Annotated in this window: 6 protein-coding genes; all 6 read left to right on the forward strand. The window is 41.5% G+C overall.

Features of this window, described 5'->3' with window-relative positions:
• Window positions 1–220 precede the first annotated feature (220 nt).
• Window positions 221–4,750 carry a glycosyl hydrolase gene (locus D0T49_RS06965; protein WP_163629880.1) on the forward strand — a complete coding sequence of 1,510 codons (4,530 nt, stop codon included), beginning with the start codon at window positions 221–223 and terminating at the stop codon, window positions 4,748–4,750.
• A 29-nt stretch (window positions 4,751–4,779) separates the two neighbouring features.
• Complete coding sequence (locus tag D0T49_RS06970) at window positions 4,780–8,478, forward strand: glycoside hydrolase family 3 N-terminal domain-containing protein (RefSeq protein WP_163629881.1); 3,699 nt, start codon at window positions 4,780–4,782, stop codon at window positions 8,476–8,478.
• Window positions 8,479–9,473: 995 nt separating this feature from the next.
• The gene (locus D0T49_RS06975; RefSeq protein WP_163629882.1) at window positions 9,474–12,581 is read left to right on the forward strand and encodes a TonB-dependent receptor; all 3,108 of its coding nucleotides are present in this window, start codon (window positions 9,474–9,476) and stop codon (window positions 12,579–12,581) included.
• 81 nt (window positions 12,582–12,662) lie between these two features.
• Window positions 12,663–13,151, forward strand: coding sequence for a DUF6383 domain-containing protein (locus D0T49_RS06980; protein ID WP_163629883.1), 489 nt, complete (start codon window positions 12,663–12,665; stop codon window positions 13,149–13,151).
• Between the two features lie 269 nt (window positions 13,152–13,420).
• Window positions 13,421–14,620, forward strand: coding sequence for a family 16 glycosylhydrolase (locus tag D0T49_RS06985; protein ID WP_163629884.1), 1,200 nt, complete (start codon window positions 13,421–13,423; stop codon window positions 14,618–14,620).
• Window positions 14,621–15,034: 414 nt separating this feature from the next.
• Window positions 15,035–15,934 carry a DMT family transporter gene (locus D0T49_RS06990; RefSeq protein ID WP_163629885.1) on the forward strand — a complete coding sequence of 300 codons (900 nt, stop codon included), beginning with the start codon at window positions 15,035–15,037 and terminating at the stop codon, window positions 15,932–15,934.
• Window positions 15,935–16,057: the final 123 nt, after the last annotated feature.

Consider the following 16,057-nt stretch of genomic DNA (forward strand, 5'->3'; position numbering starts at 1 on the left):
TGGGACAGGCTCATTTAAAATTTTCAGATATTTTCTTATTTACACTTTGTTTTTTTCTGCTATAGAAATCATTATAGAAGGATAAAAATCATTAATCTATAATTTGTGTGAAACTGTCCGGAAAACGTAATCCCCGGTTTCCGGACAGTTCTTTTTTTTAACATGCCGAAATCAGGTATGTTCACGGGGTCATTGTCTTTTAAAAACAGAAAATTATCCGATGAAAAAGTACATTATAATATCTTTCCTGTTTTGCTTTACAGCCAATATATTCTCTCAGCAAATTGTTCAGGCAGGTGAAGGAAGCTATGCAGAATACCCTCCCGAATCGGTAGCTTACGAAGACGGTTATTTCGCTGCACCATACAACTGGTTCGAACAAGCATGGCCACATCTGAATCTGCACGATAACGCGCGTAACAAGCCAATTCCTACAAACGATTGGTGGACAGAGTTCCTCTTTCGTGGCTTGGGACGAATCCAGCCTGAATACCATGTGCCACCTGTGACGGTTACCACCGATGGCGACCGCTTTGGATGCGAGGCATGGGCTTACCCCCACATGGTTACGGCAAGTGCAAATGGTTTTAATATGTTTTTCCCGAAAGGATTCAACGGTGGCGGAATGAACAGGGGTAACCCTCTGAAAATAAATGCTACAACTGTATTGCAGGCAAATGATGATAATGTGCTTTATGCTGATTTTGAAACCTCAGGCTGGCCTCAGGGTTGGACTGTGTCGAATAACACCGAAAACATACCCGGACCGATGGCTACCTGGGAAATAACCCAAAGCCCTACTCCAAACGGATATATAGGAGATAGGTTTATCAATACGTTTAAGGGCGATAACGCAAGGTTAACGCTTGTATCCCCAAAATTTACAATTGAAAAAAATTACATTCGCTTGTATGTGGGTGGTGGAAACTATCCGGACGATACGTATGTAGGCTTGTTTGTCGACGGGCAACGGGTGAAATTTTCTACAGGCGAAAGCAGTGGAACGCTCAAGCAACATACCTGGGATGTGCAGGAATATAAAGGAAAAGAAGCCGAAATACGCATAGTAGATAACTCAGGCGGTGGCTGGGGATTCATTATGTGCGATGAAATAGTGTTTACAAACAGTGCATTAGGAGGCTCAGGGTATACTCCCGATTTCCACACAGAGAGTGCGAAGGTATATGATTGGGATGACTTAGGTTTTACATTGCGGAGCGAAGACGGTGAGAAACGTATGGATGCTACTATTGTACATGGAGTGCCTTTTGTGTATGTGGAGCTGAACAAACTTTATCCGATATTAGCCCCTGATGGCAGAGCTTTGGTTTATGATGCGGATGGAAACAGTATTACTGATTTTCCCGTGCAGAAAAATACAGTAGCGCTCGAATCGAACGGTCGGGTTTACGGAGTCCATTTGCCTGCCGGAAGTATTATCCATCAATCCAACGGAGGCGATTTTCAGGTAGAAATGGCAGGAGATAAAAGGTATGTTGTAGTTTCGGCATTGCCTGACAAGTCATTCCTCGGCCTTTACGACCAATATGCACGGAATAAACCGGAGAATATTACATTCAATTACGAATATAAAGTAGCCGAAGGCAAGGTTGTTACCTCTTTTGATGTAAAAGCGGTAAATATGGATACAAAAAAAGATGGTCAGGAAATACTGATGAGCTTTTTGCCTCACCATTATCGTACAACAACTAAAAACTTTGAATTTATACCTGATGCCGACTATCATATGTTTAGGGGTAAAATGCACACCGGAGCAGCCAAATCGTTTACTTTTTCGTATGATTTTGGCGGTATGCCTCCTTACTTGCCTGAGCCGCTGGATATATCAGACGAACGTAAGGAAACATTGAGTTCATTGCTGGATTATGCATCGAAAAATTATACCATCAACGGCAATACATATGCAAAAGGGCTTGGCGAAAACAGTTCGCTGATGCTTATGGCAAAATCGCTCGACCATAACGGGTTCGACTTGTTTAAAAACAATCTGAAAAATGAATTTGCAGACTGGTATATTTTTGATGAATCGGAAAAAACTAAAAAAGAACGCTTTTTTGCAGCATATCCTAAATATGGAGGGGTAATAGGATTTCCTCCGGGGTATGGTTCGCAGGGATTCAACGATTTACACTTCCATAATGGATATTTCACCATTGGCTCGGCACGCCTGATGATGGTAGATAAGGAGTTTAAACGTGATTTTGCCGAAATGGCAAAATTGGTAACACAAACCTATGCTAACTGGGACAGGTATGAAAATGCCGGTGATACCTATATCCCTTTCCTGAGAACGTTCGACCCTTATTTCGGTCATTCTTTTGCCGGAGGTACAGGTGATGGAAGCGGCAATAATCAGGAATCGACATCGGAAGCCATCAACTCGTGGTTTGGTATTTATATGCTTGGCGTAGAGTTGAATGATAAGCGTATAATTGATACAGGCGCGATGGGCTACTTGCTTGAGGTGACTTCGGCCGGAGAGTATTGGCTCGATTTGTACGAGGAGAATTTCCCCGAAACTTACGAGCATGAATATGTAGGGATATTGCGGACTGATAATCTGGCTTGGGCTACTTATTTTGCAGGCGACCCTGCTTGGGTACTCGGTATACAAGCATGTCCGGTAGATTTCTTCTTCACTGATTTCGGTCTTAAGCCCGAAAGGATGAACGCTATAAACAAGGCTATGTTTCACGAACGGACTACTTTCTTTTACGATGGTAAGCCAATGCACACCAACGACGACCCTTATGATAATATCAAAACTATGGGGCCTTATCTGGGTGGTTATCACCTGAATATAATGAACTATATAGACCCCGTAAATGCTTCGGAGTGGGTGGATGATTTTTGTAAGCTGGAAGGAAAAGACGGCGAGGAATGGCGCAACCATAAAAATACGGCTACGAATTACTATCTGAGCAATGCTATGATTACTTACGGTAAACCAGCCGTAGGGTATCATACAAGTATTCCGTCGGGGGCTGTGTACCAGAATGCAAAAGGTGAATTAACCTATTTGTTATATAATTCGACCAATGCGGACGTGGATGTAGATATTTATAAGGATGGAACTGTTATCGAAACCATCAGAGTATCGGCCGGAAAGTATTACAATTCGAGGGTTGTGGGCGGACAAAATCCGAGTGTGTCGATAGCCACATATCAGGATGGAGACAAGATAGCATTGAATAAGCCAATTAAGATTCAGGCAAGTGCATCGGATAAAGACGGAAGTGTGCTTTGGGTAGATTTTTATTTTGGTAACGAACAGATAGGTACTTCGTACGTAGAGCCTTATGAGGTTTCGTTTACCCCGAATACTCCGGGCGTAAAAGAGCTGAAAGTGATAGCTACGGATAATGATGGAAACAAAAGTGAGCCGTATATTATCAATGTAGAAGTGTTGGCTACGGCACAAACCCCGTTTAATGATACACCTTGGAGTGTGCCGCAAGATAAAATACTTGCAGTAAAGTTTGACAATGGAGGGTACGGAATTTCGTGTTACGATCAAGAGATTGAAATGCAGGGAGGTAATAATTTCAGGCCGGGCACAGGTGTCGAAACCGAAGATAGTAACAATGGCGATGGCAATGTGGGATGGACAAATAATGGAGAATGGCTCGAATATACAATCGAAGTGCAAGAAACCGGCGTGTATGCAATGTATGGTCGGTTAGCTTCGGCCAATGGAGGTACTTTACAAATAGATATAGATGGCGAAGACAAAAGCGGCGGCATTGTTTTAAATTCTACAGGCTCGTGGGGCGATTATAAAGATGTTTTTCTGGCTAATATCCCTCTGAAGGCAGGTGTTCAGATTATGCGTATTACTGTTGCGAAGAATGGTGCTAACCTGAGTTCGTATAGTTTCAGCTTATTGCCGGACGAAAAATTACCTTCTGAGGTATCAGCCGGAGCAGACCAGGTAATCCAGTCGCCGCAAAACTCGGCGACACTTAGTGCAACGGTAAAAACGTATGGTGATGCCGTAATAACAAAATATGAATGGAAACAGGTAGATTCAAATCCGTTAATAACTATAGAATCACCTGCTGCGGCGACTACTACAGTGTCGGGCTTGCAGTTGGGAACTTATGTTTTCGAGGTGGAAATTACCGATAGCAACGGCTTTGAAACAACCGATAGGGTTGTGTTAGTGGTAAAACCCGGCAATTTTGCACCGATTGCTAATCCGGGTGCGAGCCGTACAATTTCGTCGTCCGAAAAAGAGATAGTATTGGATGGCAGTGCATCTACCGACCCTGATGGTACGATTGTAAAATACGAATGGCAGCAAATAGATGCAAATAATAAATTAACAGTACAGCAGGAGAGTACAGCCAATCCAACGGTAAAAGTGTCGGGCTTTGAAACAGGCAATTTGTATATATTCCAGCTTACCGTAACCGACAATGAAGGTGCTAAAAGCTCAGAAAATGTGCGCATTTATGTGGATAACACTACAGGTAACAATGACTTGAAGAACGGAAGTATCATGGTATATCCTAATCCGTTTTCCGATTGGGTGAGTGTGAGTTTGGATGAATCCGGAGCGTATGAAAAAGTTCGTTTATATTCGTTGGCAGGAGTGCTGATGATGGAAGAAAACGTTCGGGATTTACCGCAAGTCAGATTGAATACAAGCAGTTTGGACAAAGGGTGTTATATACTGAATATAATAGGTGCCGATAATCGTTCTGTTTCATTCAAAATATTAAAGTAAAATTATAGTAAAAAAGAAGAAGATAACCCATGAAAAAATTAATATTAATATCAGTAGCTTTTTTATTGAATATATCCTTGTTGGTAGCGCAGGATCTTATCAGCGAGGGTAAAGATAGCTGGGCATCCACTGTAGAGGGTGGTAACTCGGCAGCTAATGGTAACGATGGTGATGCCGATACACGCTGGGAAAGTAAACACTTGGAGAGTGCTTGGTGGACTGTCGATTTAGGTAAGGAGTATCATATATTCAGTGTGGAATTTAAGTGGGAAGCTGCTTACGCAAAAGTATATAAAATCCAATTGTCCAACGACCGCGATTTCAAAACATACGTTGATATTGCCCATGTTATCAATAGCCCCGGAGGCGAAGAAACTGTAAGTACCGATATCAACCCCAAGGGACGCTACCTGCGTATGTTAGGATTTGAACGTGCTATGGGATATGGATATTCATTTTATGAGTGCCGTGTGTATGGAGTTGAAAAGCTGAATCAGGTTCCGGTGAAGATTGAAGTTCCGTATGTTCAGTACCTGAAAATGCGTCTTACACCTGCCGATGTGGATGGTACGGATGAACTGACCATACAAAACAAAGATGAAGTTATCGACCTGACATTTAACGAAGGAAGTCCGTTGAAATTAGATTTGCTCGATTTCAGAGGGAACTTTGATATTGATTTCTGGACTTTGAAAGAAGGTACGCAGAACGATTCTATAAAAGGTATTCCACTCAATGTAAAAGTGTATCGTGATATGGTTATCGGAGTAAAGTTGACTCCTAAAATTACTTTCGGTAATCAGGCTCCCGTAGCCGATGCAGGCCCCGACATGATAATATATTCTCCTACAAGCTCGGTAGAACTGGACGGGTCGAGAAGTATCGACCGTGATGGTGAAATTGTTAGTTTCGGTTGGACTCAGGTAAGCGGGGCGCAAGCCACAATTGCTACTCCTAATTCGGCTAAAACTACAGTGAGCAATTTGGCGTTGGGCGACTATAAGTTTCAGCTGACAGTAGTAGATAATGAGCAGGCTGTTGACACGGATGAAATCATTGTCTCGGTATTGCCTCCTGAACAGGTAGATTTTAATTTGACTTTTCCGGGAAACAAAGCGATGATAACAGATACCCGCCGGCCAACTTTTACTTGGGAGGCTTGTGCTGATGCTGTTAAGTATGAAGTTTATGTCAACATCACGCGAAACGACTATGAGTGGCATGTTGCCGGAAATCTGTTGGACAGATATACCAAAGTGGGAGAATCAACTGCTAATTCGTTCACTTTGCAATCGGACTTGGTAGACAGGTGGACATACAAATGGTATGTAATTGCCACTACCACTTCGGGAATGAAGTATTCTGACAAAAAACAGTTCGGCTTGTACATTCCATATCTGGAGCAGGAGAATGATGGTATCGGCATGGTGAATGGTTGTCGTGATATGAATAAAAACGGAACAATAGAGCCGTTTGAGGACTGGCATCTTACCCCTGAAGAACGTTTGGACGATATTATGAGCCGCCTTACGACGGAGGAAAAGATTTCGCAGCTTTTTTACGGAGGTAATGAAAACCCTTTGGATGGTTTTGCCTTTTCGTATGGCGTAGAGGGTGGTATGAGAACAGAACAATACAAAGCCTCTAAAACCCGGATGGGTATTCCTATCGCGTTTTTAGGAGATAAAATGCACGGTTGGAAAACCATTTATCCTACCCAGCTTGGGCTTGCCGCTACACGCGATATGGATTTGGCATACCAATGCGGAAACCTGCACCGTGTAGAGCAAAAATCGTTTGGATTCACAGGAACGCTGTCTCCATTGGCCGAAGTAGCTACAAAAGCACTTTATCCACGTATTCAGGAAGGTGGCGGAGAAAATGCCGACGAGGTTGCGGCTATGGTACGTGCACTTGTTTGCGGTATGCAAGGAGGCCCTGAGGTCAATCCACATTCGATGATGATAACCGTGAAACACTGGCCCAGTCAGGGTGCGGGTGGCGAAGGCCCTACGCAATACGATGAAGTAACTATAAAATATCACATGAAGCCTTGGCACGCTACTGTCGATGCCAATGCAGTGTCGGCCATGCCGGGTTATAGCTCTTCACCATTTCTCGACCCTTCGGGTGCAGGTGCTAACTCAAGTAAGAAAATTATTGATTACCTGAAAAACGAGATAAAATTCAAAGGCTTTATCGTGACCGACTGGCTGGCTTCTAATACAGAACAATCTGTAGAAAGTATTGGCGCCGGAATTGATGTGTTGGGCGGGGCTCCTTCCAAAGACACTAACTTTGCCGAACTTGTAGCTGCTGTTGGTATGGATAGGATAAACGAGGCGGTAAGGCGTGTGCTGGATGTGAAAATCCGCATGGGGATGTTTGAGAATCCTTATGGCGACCCTACCTGCACTTGGACTAATGCCGAACATCATCAAATCGTATTAAATGCAGCACGCAAATCCATCACCCTGCTTAAAAACGATAATGTTTTACCTCTGAAACTGAATGCTGGTGATGAAATGGTCGTAGGAGGCCCGCGTGCTACGTGGAAATTCCAAGAAGACCCGAATGTCATTTGGCAATCGATTTATTATGACAATCCACAGGCAAAAACATATGTAAAAGCAGTTACCGATAGAGCTACGGAAGATGGTATTGAAGTTTATCAGGATAACAGCGACAATCCTAAAGTTGCAGTGGTGGTTATAGGTGAGCAGGGCTATACTCATGGAACCGAGTGGGACGGTAAAAATCCGAATATACCCGAAGCACAATTAGCAGTAATAAGAGACTTTAAAAACAGAGGTATAAAAGTAATAACCGTTGTTATTTTGCCGCGTCCGTATGTATTAACTCCTGTTGTAGAAATGTCGGATGCAATATTGGCTGTTTATCGTGGTGGAAATGGTATTGGTCAGGCTGTGGCTGAGTGTATTTTTGGAGATTTTGCCCCTACAGGCAAACTGCCTTTCCAGATGCCGAGGTCTGACGCGCAGATAGGAACTGATGATTTGAATAACCAGATAGAAAGATGGGAACTTCCTTACGATTTGGGAGCTACTGCTTACGAGCGTGAGCTGATACGCAACCACATTGACCGTGGCGAACAGGTGCCTCCTATATATGGCGACCCGCTTTTTCACTACGGTTATGGTATTCAGGGTTTTGGGGTAGAAGATACAACTCCTCCTGCAGCTTTTAATTTAATCTCGCCGGAGAATAGCACTACCGGAACAAGTACTTCAATCACTTTTACGTGGGAAGCAAGCTCTGACCCGGAATCCTCCATCGCTTATTACGAAGTATATATTGATGGGGTAAGGCGCGCGCAGGTTACTAATACCAACTATACACAAACCCTGCTGGATATAGGACAACATACGTGGTATGTGAATGCGGTTAATGGAGCAGGGTTGGGGACAGCATCAGGCTCGGTAAATACTTTTATCATCGATAAAACTTCGGGTGTCGATTCCCTAAATCAGTTGGATGAAACTATAGTTTATCCTAATCCGTTTTCTGACAAATTGTTTTTAAGTATTCCAAATCAGAAAGATATCGTTGGCCTTAGGATAATTGATATTACAGGAAAAACTGTGTTGGAGAGAAATACTCAGAACGAAATAACACAAATAGAGCTACAGCATTTGCATGCCGGAGTTTATTATCTGGTACTTAATGGAAAAGAAAGCCAGAAAATACTCAAAGTCATAAAACAATAATTTTGCTGATTTTTATTTTAGATAATAGTTTAAACATTTTAGTGAGAAAGGTGTCCGTGATGGATGCCTTTTTTTACTTTTAACAAGTGTAGTGTCACCCAATGTCGTCAACTTAAGCGGTAAGTCCTTTTTCCGAACAGCGGCTTCATGCCGCTTGTCGGATAAATCAGACTCCCCAAAAATACATTTCGCTACTCTGCAGCTCTTTTTTGCTTCTCGCTTGGCTACAAATATTCCGGTGCTCTGCACCTTAAGAGGCACAGTGTGCCGTGATTTTATCATATAACAACTCTCCTGTCCCTCGTTTGCAACGAGGGACTAAATGGGAACTACGTTTTAAACGTGAAACCATTAACCTCTCGTTACAAACGAGAGGTAGGTATAATCACCAACCTGCGTCAAATATGGGTTAAGCTCTGAATGTATTGTGCAAAAGGCTCCTGTAGGGAGCAAAGTTTGGTAACAATAAGGCATGATATGATTTTGGCGTACCGTAGGTACGCTACAATTACCGATAAAGTGGCATACCTACGGCGCGTTGTTGATTAATTGTGTTTTTACCAAACTTGCACGCCTACGGCGTGTCCATTGTATCTGAATATTATTGACTTAATAGAACTTAACAGGGGGCTGCCTCAAAAAGGAGAAGGGTAGAATATATTAAAAAGGGGGGTGACTTATGTGGAAGTGAAAAAGAGTTCTTGTGATAAATAAATCGGGTATGAAAAAACACCTAACACAGACTTTATAAGGTATTCAATGTGTTGTTTTTTTGCTGTTGATGAAATTATAAAATATGTTGTATAACATTCTATTTTAAAAACATCTGATAATCAGATTGTTTTGATGCTAAATGTTGTATAAAAATGAAAGCGATAGAGTGTGTTGTTGAGTTTTTGTGAGGGAGTAAATTTCGTTGCAAAGACTCACTTACTTACATTTGTAATGTTCGAATGAAATTTTTTTGAATCAAGATATAAAAAATTGAACGTAGTATGAAAAAATCTTTTTTATTGTATTGTTTATTACTTTTTGTTCAAGTTCTGTTTGCTCAAAATAATGTACAGGTAGCAGGGGTTGTTATTGGAGAAGATGATAATCTGCCCGTAATAGGAGCTAATGTAGTAGTGAAGGGTGCTACGCAAGGTACTATTACCGATTTTGACGGGAATTTTGAATTGACTGTTCCGTCCGGCTCGGTTTTGAGCGTATCATTTATCGGCTATCAAACTTTCGAGCAAAAAATAACTGCATCAAACACCTCTATGCGTATTGTGTTAAAAGGGGATGCTTATATGTTGGACGAAGTAGTTGCTATTGGTTACGGAACAATGAAGAAAAGCGACCTGACAGGAGCTGTTTCTTCTGTTAAAGCCGACCAACTACAAAAAACACCCGCTGCCGGTTTGGATCAGGCTTTGCAAGGGCGTGTTGCAGGTGTTACTGTAAACTCGAATACAGGACAGCCCGGTGCCGAAGCTGAAGTTCGTATTCGTGGTATAGGTACTGTAAATAATAGTTCGCCTCTGTATGTAGTGGACGGAGTGATGGTGTCTGACATTAAGTTTTTGAATCCTAACGATATAGAATCGACTGAAATCTTAAAGGATGCTTCGGCTACGGCAATTTATGGTTCGCGTGGTGCGAATGGTGTAATCCTTGTAACTACCAAACAAGGTAAAGAAGGAAAATCCAATATATCTTTTAATGCTTATTGGGGTGTACAAAACCGTTGGCGTAAACTGGATTTGATGAAGCGCGACGAGTTTGCCTCTACTATTGTGGGTTTAGCTAACTATAGAACCGAAAGTCAAATATTTAACGAACAGGGTTTTGGTGCTTGGTTGTCTATGTATAGGTTAGGGGAATCGCCATATTATCCTACTAATTTTGATTATTCAGCTCAGGAAACCGATTGGCAGGACGAAGTATTCAATAGCAATGCGCTGATTCATAATTACAACCTTTCTATCAGTGGCGGAACAGATAAAAGTGCTTACGCTTTCAGTGCAAGTTACTTTAATCAGGATGGTACTATTATCGGCTCTAATTATGAGCGTCTTACGCTGCGTTTCAATAGTTCTTTTCAGGTACGCAAATGGTTGAAGATAGGCGAGAATCTTTCGTTTATGTCCTCGCGTGGGCGTAACGCCATGAATAATAATGCCAGTCCGGCTGCTTCCGTTTTGTCGGCAGCTTTAGCTATGGCTCCATGGGCCCCTACTCATTATCCTGATGGCTCAGTAAATAGTGAAGGTAAGGATTTGAGCGGTCAGATTGCAGCATCATCCAACTTTAAAAATGTGACCAATCCGTTTTCGATGGTAGAAAATTCTCATCCGGAGTCCATAATCGAGCGTTGGGTGGGCGATATATACATGGAAATTACTCCCATCAAAAATCTGGTGTTCCGCTCCGATTTAAGTCTCGATTTGTCGAACAACCGCGATAAGCTATTTAAAAATGCTTATGAATACTCCAGTTTCGATAAAGCGGATAAAAACTATTTATCGAGCGGTATGAGCCGTTATTCTACCCTGATGATTGAAAACACACTGACCTATTCCAATACCATAGGTAAGCATAGTTTTTCGGGGATGATAGGACAAACCGCCGAAGAGTTTAATTATTATAACATTGGCGGTTCGGGAGCAAGTATATTGAATCCGGTAGAGAACAACTGGTATCTGAATCAGACAACTGAAGATAGGACTGAAGCAGGTGATGGGGTGTCGAGAGCAAGAAGGTTTTCGCTATTGGGACGTTTACACTATTCGTATGCAAGCCGTTATATGATTACAGCTAACTTCCGTGCCGATGCTTCAAGTAAGTTTCCCGAAAACTTGTGGGGTTATTTCCCTTCTACAGCATTGGCATGGCGCATAAGCGAGGAATCGTTTATGGACGATTTTGATAATCTGGACAACCTGAAACTTCGTGCAGGGTGGGGGCAGATAGGTAATGATAAAATTGGCGACGACAGCTTTATTTTGAAAGTGTTTAATTCAGGGCCTACGTTTGTTGATTATCCGTTTGGCGAAACATCCAAAACTCAGACAGGTGCAACTGTTCTTACATGGGTTAATTCCGGTGGTAAATGGGAAACTACCGAACAGCTAAACATAGGGGTGGATTTCGGATTCTGGAACGGGCTTCTGAGTGGTAATGTAGATTTGTATCAACGTGATACAAAAGAAATGCTATTGCCTGTAACTGCTCCCGCACATGTAGGCAACCGTTACGATGCGGTTAAGAATGTAGGAACAGTACGTAATCAAGGTATTGAGATAGCGCTCGACCATAGCAATAAGATAGGAAAAGTGAGCTATAATATAGGAGGTAATGTGTCATTTGTAAGGAATGAACTGACCGCCCTGAACGGGGGAGCGCCTATATACGGTGATGTAACAGTATCTAACGAGGGGCTTCCGCTTTATACATTCTGGGGTTATAACTATTTGGGAATTTATAAAGACGATACCGAAGCATGGAGACATCTTTACAGTTATGAGGATATTGATCAGCTTCCGTACCATGCAGGCGATGCCAAATTCGAAGACATAAGCGGTCCTGATGGTGCGCCCGACGGAAAAATAGATGATTATGATAAAACAAGCTTGGGAAATCCATTCCCTTGGTTGACATACGGAGTTAATCTTGGTGCTGAGTTTTACGGGGTAGATATACAATTGTTTTTTCAGGGTGTGTATGGCAACGAGATATACAATAAGATGCGTGTAAGAACCGAAGGCAAAGGCACTGAGGCTGCTTTAGGCACACAGATGCGCGATGCTTGGACTGTAAATAACCAGACGGGTACAATACCCAATCCTTACGGAAACTCGAACAACTATGCTACAAGCAGCCGTTTTGTGGAGAGTGGTGCTTATTTCAGGTTGAAAAACGTACAAGTGGGATATACTATTCCTAAAAAACATACTGAAAAGTTATTTATAAGCAGATGCCGCCTGTATGTAACTGCCAACAACCTGTTTACTATTACCAAATACACCGGATACGACCCCGAAGTGGGTGGTGGGGTTGATTATGGAAACTATCCTCAAAGCAGAACCTTTATGTTTGGGATAAACATGGATTTTTAATTTTAAAAGCACACGAATTTAGATAAATATGATAGTTATGAAAAAATATATTATAACGTTACCCCAATCGACTATAGTGCGATGAATACACTCCATATTGATGTGTGGACTCCAAATGCGGTTAAATTTGAAATATCACCTATCGGAGGTGGCGAAACACTTGTTGCATGTGCTCCGCTAAATCAGGAGCAATGGAACTCTTTCGATATTCCATTGTCAAGTTTTACAGGCGTAAATCCGGCTGCTATTTATCAGATGAAATTAGTTGCGGATGATGACGAAGTTAATGATAACCCGTCCAAGGCTATTGTATATGTAGATAATATTTATTTCTATCAGAATACAACAACCGGTGTTGCAGAGCAGGGAGTTGCAGGTGCCAACTGGTATGTAGATGCTGAAACTATTTATATACAGGCAGCTGGTGCTAAGAGTGTGAAGATATATGATATGCTGGGAAAAAGTGTATATACAAACCTTTCGGCAGATAATGCCATTGCCGTGAAATTGTCGAAAGGCATATATCTGATGGATATTGATGGTGAGGCTCTAAAAGTGTTTGTTAAATAAGAGCTTTGTTGTTTTAAAACCCGAATAAAAATCATCCGGTGGAATTGTATATTTGCTTTTTTAAAATGTTGAATAGCAATTCCATCAGATGATGAGTAAATGCTAAAACAAATAGCTTTTCAATTAAGATTTGTTTATCAGTAAGATTAATAATATAGGGTAGCAGGATTATTAGTTTTATGAGTGTATGCGAACCTCGTTAATGAAGTTTGCCTGTTGTTCTATTGTGCAAAAATAAAAGTATAAATAAGGTATATAAAGAAATAAAAATGATTAAATTAGAGAGGATATTGTGTTGTATTTCAGTTGTTTGTTTTTGTTTTCAGCTTCGTGCCGGAGCTGACTTTTCGGATAAAAAATCGGAAGAACAAGAGTACAAATTGGTATGGCAGGAAAATTTTGAAGGAAGTACCCTGAACGAAGCAAATAACTGGACTGTGGAAGTGAACGGAGACGGTGGCGGCAATCAGGAAATGCAGTATTACCGTAGAGAGAACCTGTCGATAGGAAAAGAGCCGTTGAGTGGAGAAAACTGCTTGATACTGACAGCAAAAAAAGAGAACTTTTCGCAAAAGAAATTCACATCGGGACGTCTGACCACGCAAGGCAAAATGCACTTTAAGTACGGCAAGTTGGAGGCACGGATAAAAATGCCTGAAACGGCCAACGGGCTTTGGCCTGCCTTTTGGCTTCTTGGCGCTAACTATGCCGAAGTGAATTGGCCACGATGTGGCGAGATTGATATTTTGGAAGCAGGCAACGCCGATGGAATAAAAAGCAATACTCAGGAGCGTTATTTCAATGGCGCATGTCATTGGGGCGTGTATGCTAATGGTGGTTATCCTAATTATGCAAAACACTCTACCGCGCCATATAGCTTGCAGGACGATTTTCATTTATATACCATTATCTGGGACAAGGATTATGTAAGGATGTATCTGGATTTGGATAAATATCCGGATGCAGAACCATACTTTGCAATGGCGATAAATGGGTATGATGATATAAACTCTCCCGGACATTATTTCGACAAGCCGTTTTTTGTTATTTTGAATTTAGCCGTCGGGGGGCATTTTACGGGAATCACAGGCAGTGCAAACATAAGTAAGATTACAGCACTGAATGAGTCAAATAATTTTCAATCCGCAATGTATGTAGATTATGTCCGCTTGTATCAGAAAGGCGAGCAGGGAGAGGAGTTTCATTATCTTGGATTGAATACGGGTGATGTGCAAACAGTACATGACCTTCGGTTTAAAATATATCCCAATCCCAGTACAGGCTATTTGAATATTGATGGCAGCGAAATACCTAAGAGGGTTGTGGTTTATGATATGAAAGGGAAAAAAGTGGCTGAATATGAAAATACTAACAGCATTGATATATCTCCCATGGCGTCGGGCAATTATGTGTTACAAATAGAGACTAATGGAGGATTCGTAGAAACACATCAATTAAATAAAAACTAAAAGGGAACGATTTCTCATGTATGTATGCTTTTAAATTCTTCTTTTAGTTCTTAATCGGAGGAAAGTTTGTGAAAATAAAGTTATTTTTGCAAACTTTTTTTCTTTATGGAGAGGAGTAAGAGGAACTGTCCAAAAAGCGAATAAGTCAATTGTTGTATATTACAATTCATAATGTAAAATAAGGTAATAAGGTGGGTTTATCCCTACTTGTGCGATTACTAAGGTTTGTCAATAATAACCTTATTACCTTGTTTCTGGGCGGTAATAATTTGATAGTAGCAAAATTGATTATTTTTGCTTTTTAAGACAAGCTCTTAGTACTTGATGAAAACTATATGGTACGCTTTGCCTGAAAGGCAGTAAAAAAAAAGATTCTTATTTCAAAACTTATCATTCTCTTAAAAAATAACTGATATGTGGTTGCTTCTCGGATTTGGGTCGGCATTGCTCTTGGGAGCTTATGATGTTTGCAAAAAAATATCATTGCAAAACAATGCCGTTATTCCGGTATTGTTCGTTTCCATTGTCATATCCTCGCTCATACTTCTTCCCTTTTTGTTGGTTTCGCGGTTTCAGCCTGCTGTTATCGCAGGTAGCATATTTTATGTTCCGCAGGTGGATTTACGTACACATTTGTTCATACTGCTAAAGTCTGTTATTGTTCTCACCTCGTGGATTTTTTCATATTTCGGTTTAAAGCACTTGCCTATAACGCTTGCTACCCCTATTAGTGCTACCCGCCCTATGTGGACGGTGTTGGGTGCGGTGCTTTTGTTTGGCGAGCAGCTTAACCTCTATCAGGCAGTAGGTATTGCCATTGCGCTTATCTCGTTTTTTATGTTTTCGGTAGTGGGGAAGAAAGAGGGCTTTTCATTCACTACAAACAAATGGTTTTGGTTTATTGTACTGGCAACCCTTGCCGGAGCAGCCAGCGGGCTGTACGATAAATACCTGATGCGCCAATACGACCATATGGCGGTGCAGGTGTATTATACCTTTTATCAGGCGGCTATAATGGCTCTTATCACGATGTTCATGTGGCGCCCAACCCGCAAAAAGACTACTCCTTTTCAGTTTCGCTGGTCTATTGTGCTTATTTCAGTCTTTCTTGTGGCGGCCGATTTTCTTTACTTTTATGCACTTACAATGCCCGATTCATTAATATCAGTGCTTTCTACCATTCGTCGTTTAGGAGTTATCGTTGCGTTTTTGTATGGCGCCATTGTGTTGCACGATAAAAACGTGAAACTCAAGGTAGTGTGCCTGTTGGGAGTGCTTTTAGGTATGTTGTTTTTGTTTTTAGGGTCGCGATAAGGGTTTGTGTCCATTTCCGTTAAATATTTGCACCTTAACGGCATTGCCTTTATTTTTGTCCTCACATTCTTCGAGCAAAAATGAGGAATGATTTAGTTAGCTACAAGTTATCAGCTACAAGCT

The organism is Paludibacter sp. 221 (genome assembly GCF_010501035.1).
Classification (GTDB): Bacteria; Bacteroidota; Bacteroidia; order Bacteroidales; family Paludibacteraceae; genus QVMH01.

Excerpts from the sequence above, each read along its gene's own strand:
- D0T49_RS06965 (WP_163629880.1), top strand. The coding sequence starts at position 221 with ATGAAAAAGTACATTATAATATCTTTCCTGTTTTGCTTTACAGCCAAT.
- D0T49_RS06970 (WP_163629881.1), top strand. The coding sequence starts at position 4,780 with ATGAAAAAATTAATATTAATATCAGTAGCTTTTTTATTGAATATATCC.
- D0T49_RS06975 (WP_163629882.1), top strand. The coding sequence starts at position 9,474 with ATGAAAAAATCTTTTTTATTGTATTGTTTATTACTTTTTGTTCAAGTT.
- D0T49_RS06980 (WP_163629883.1), top strand. The coding sequence starts at position 12,663 with ATGAATACACTCCATATTGATGTGTGGACTCCAAATGCGGTTAAATTT.
- D0T49_RS06985 (WP_163629884.1), top strand. The coding sequence starts at position 13,421 with ATGATTAAATTAGAGAGGATATTGTGTTGTATTTCAGTTGTTTGTTTT.
- D0T49_RS06990 (WP_163629885.1), top strand. The coding sequence starts at position 15,035 with ATGTGGTTGCTTCTCGGATTTGGGTCGGCATTGCTCTTGGGAGCTTAT.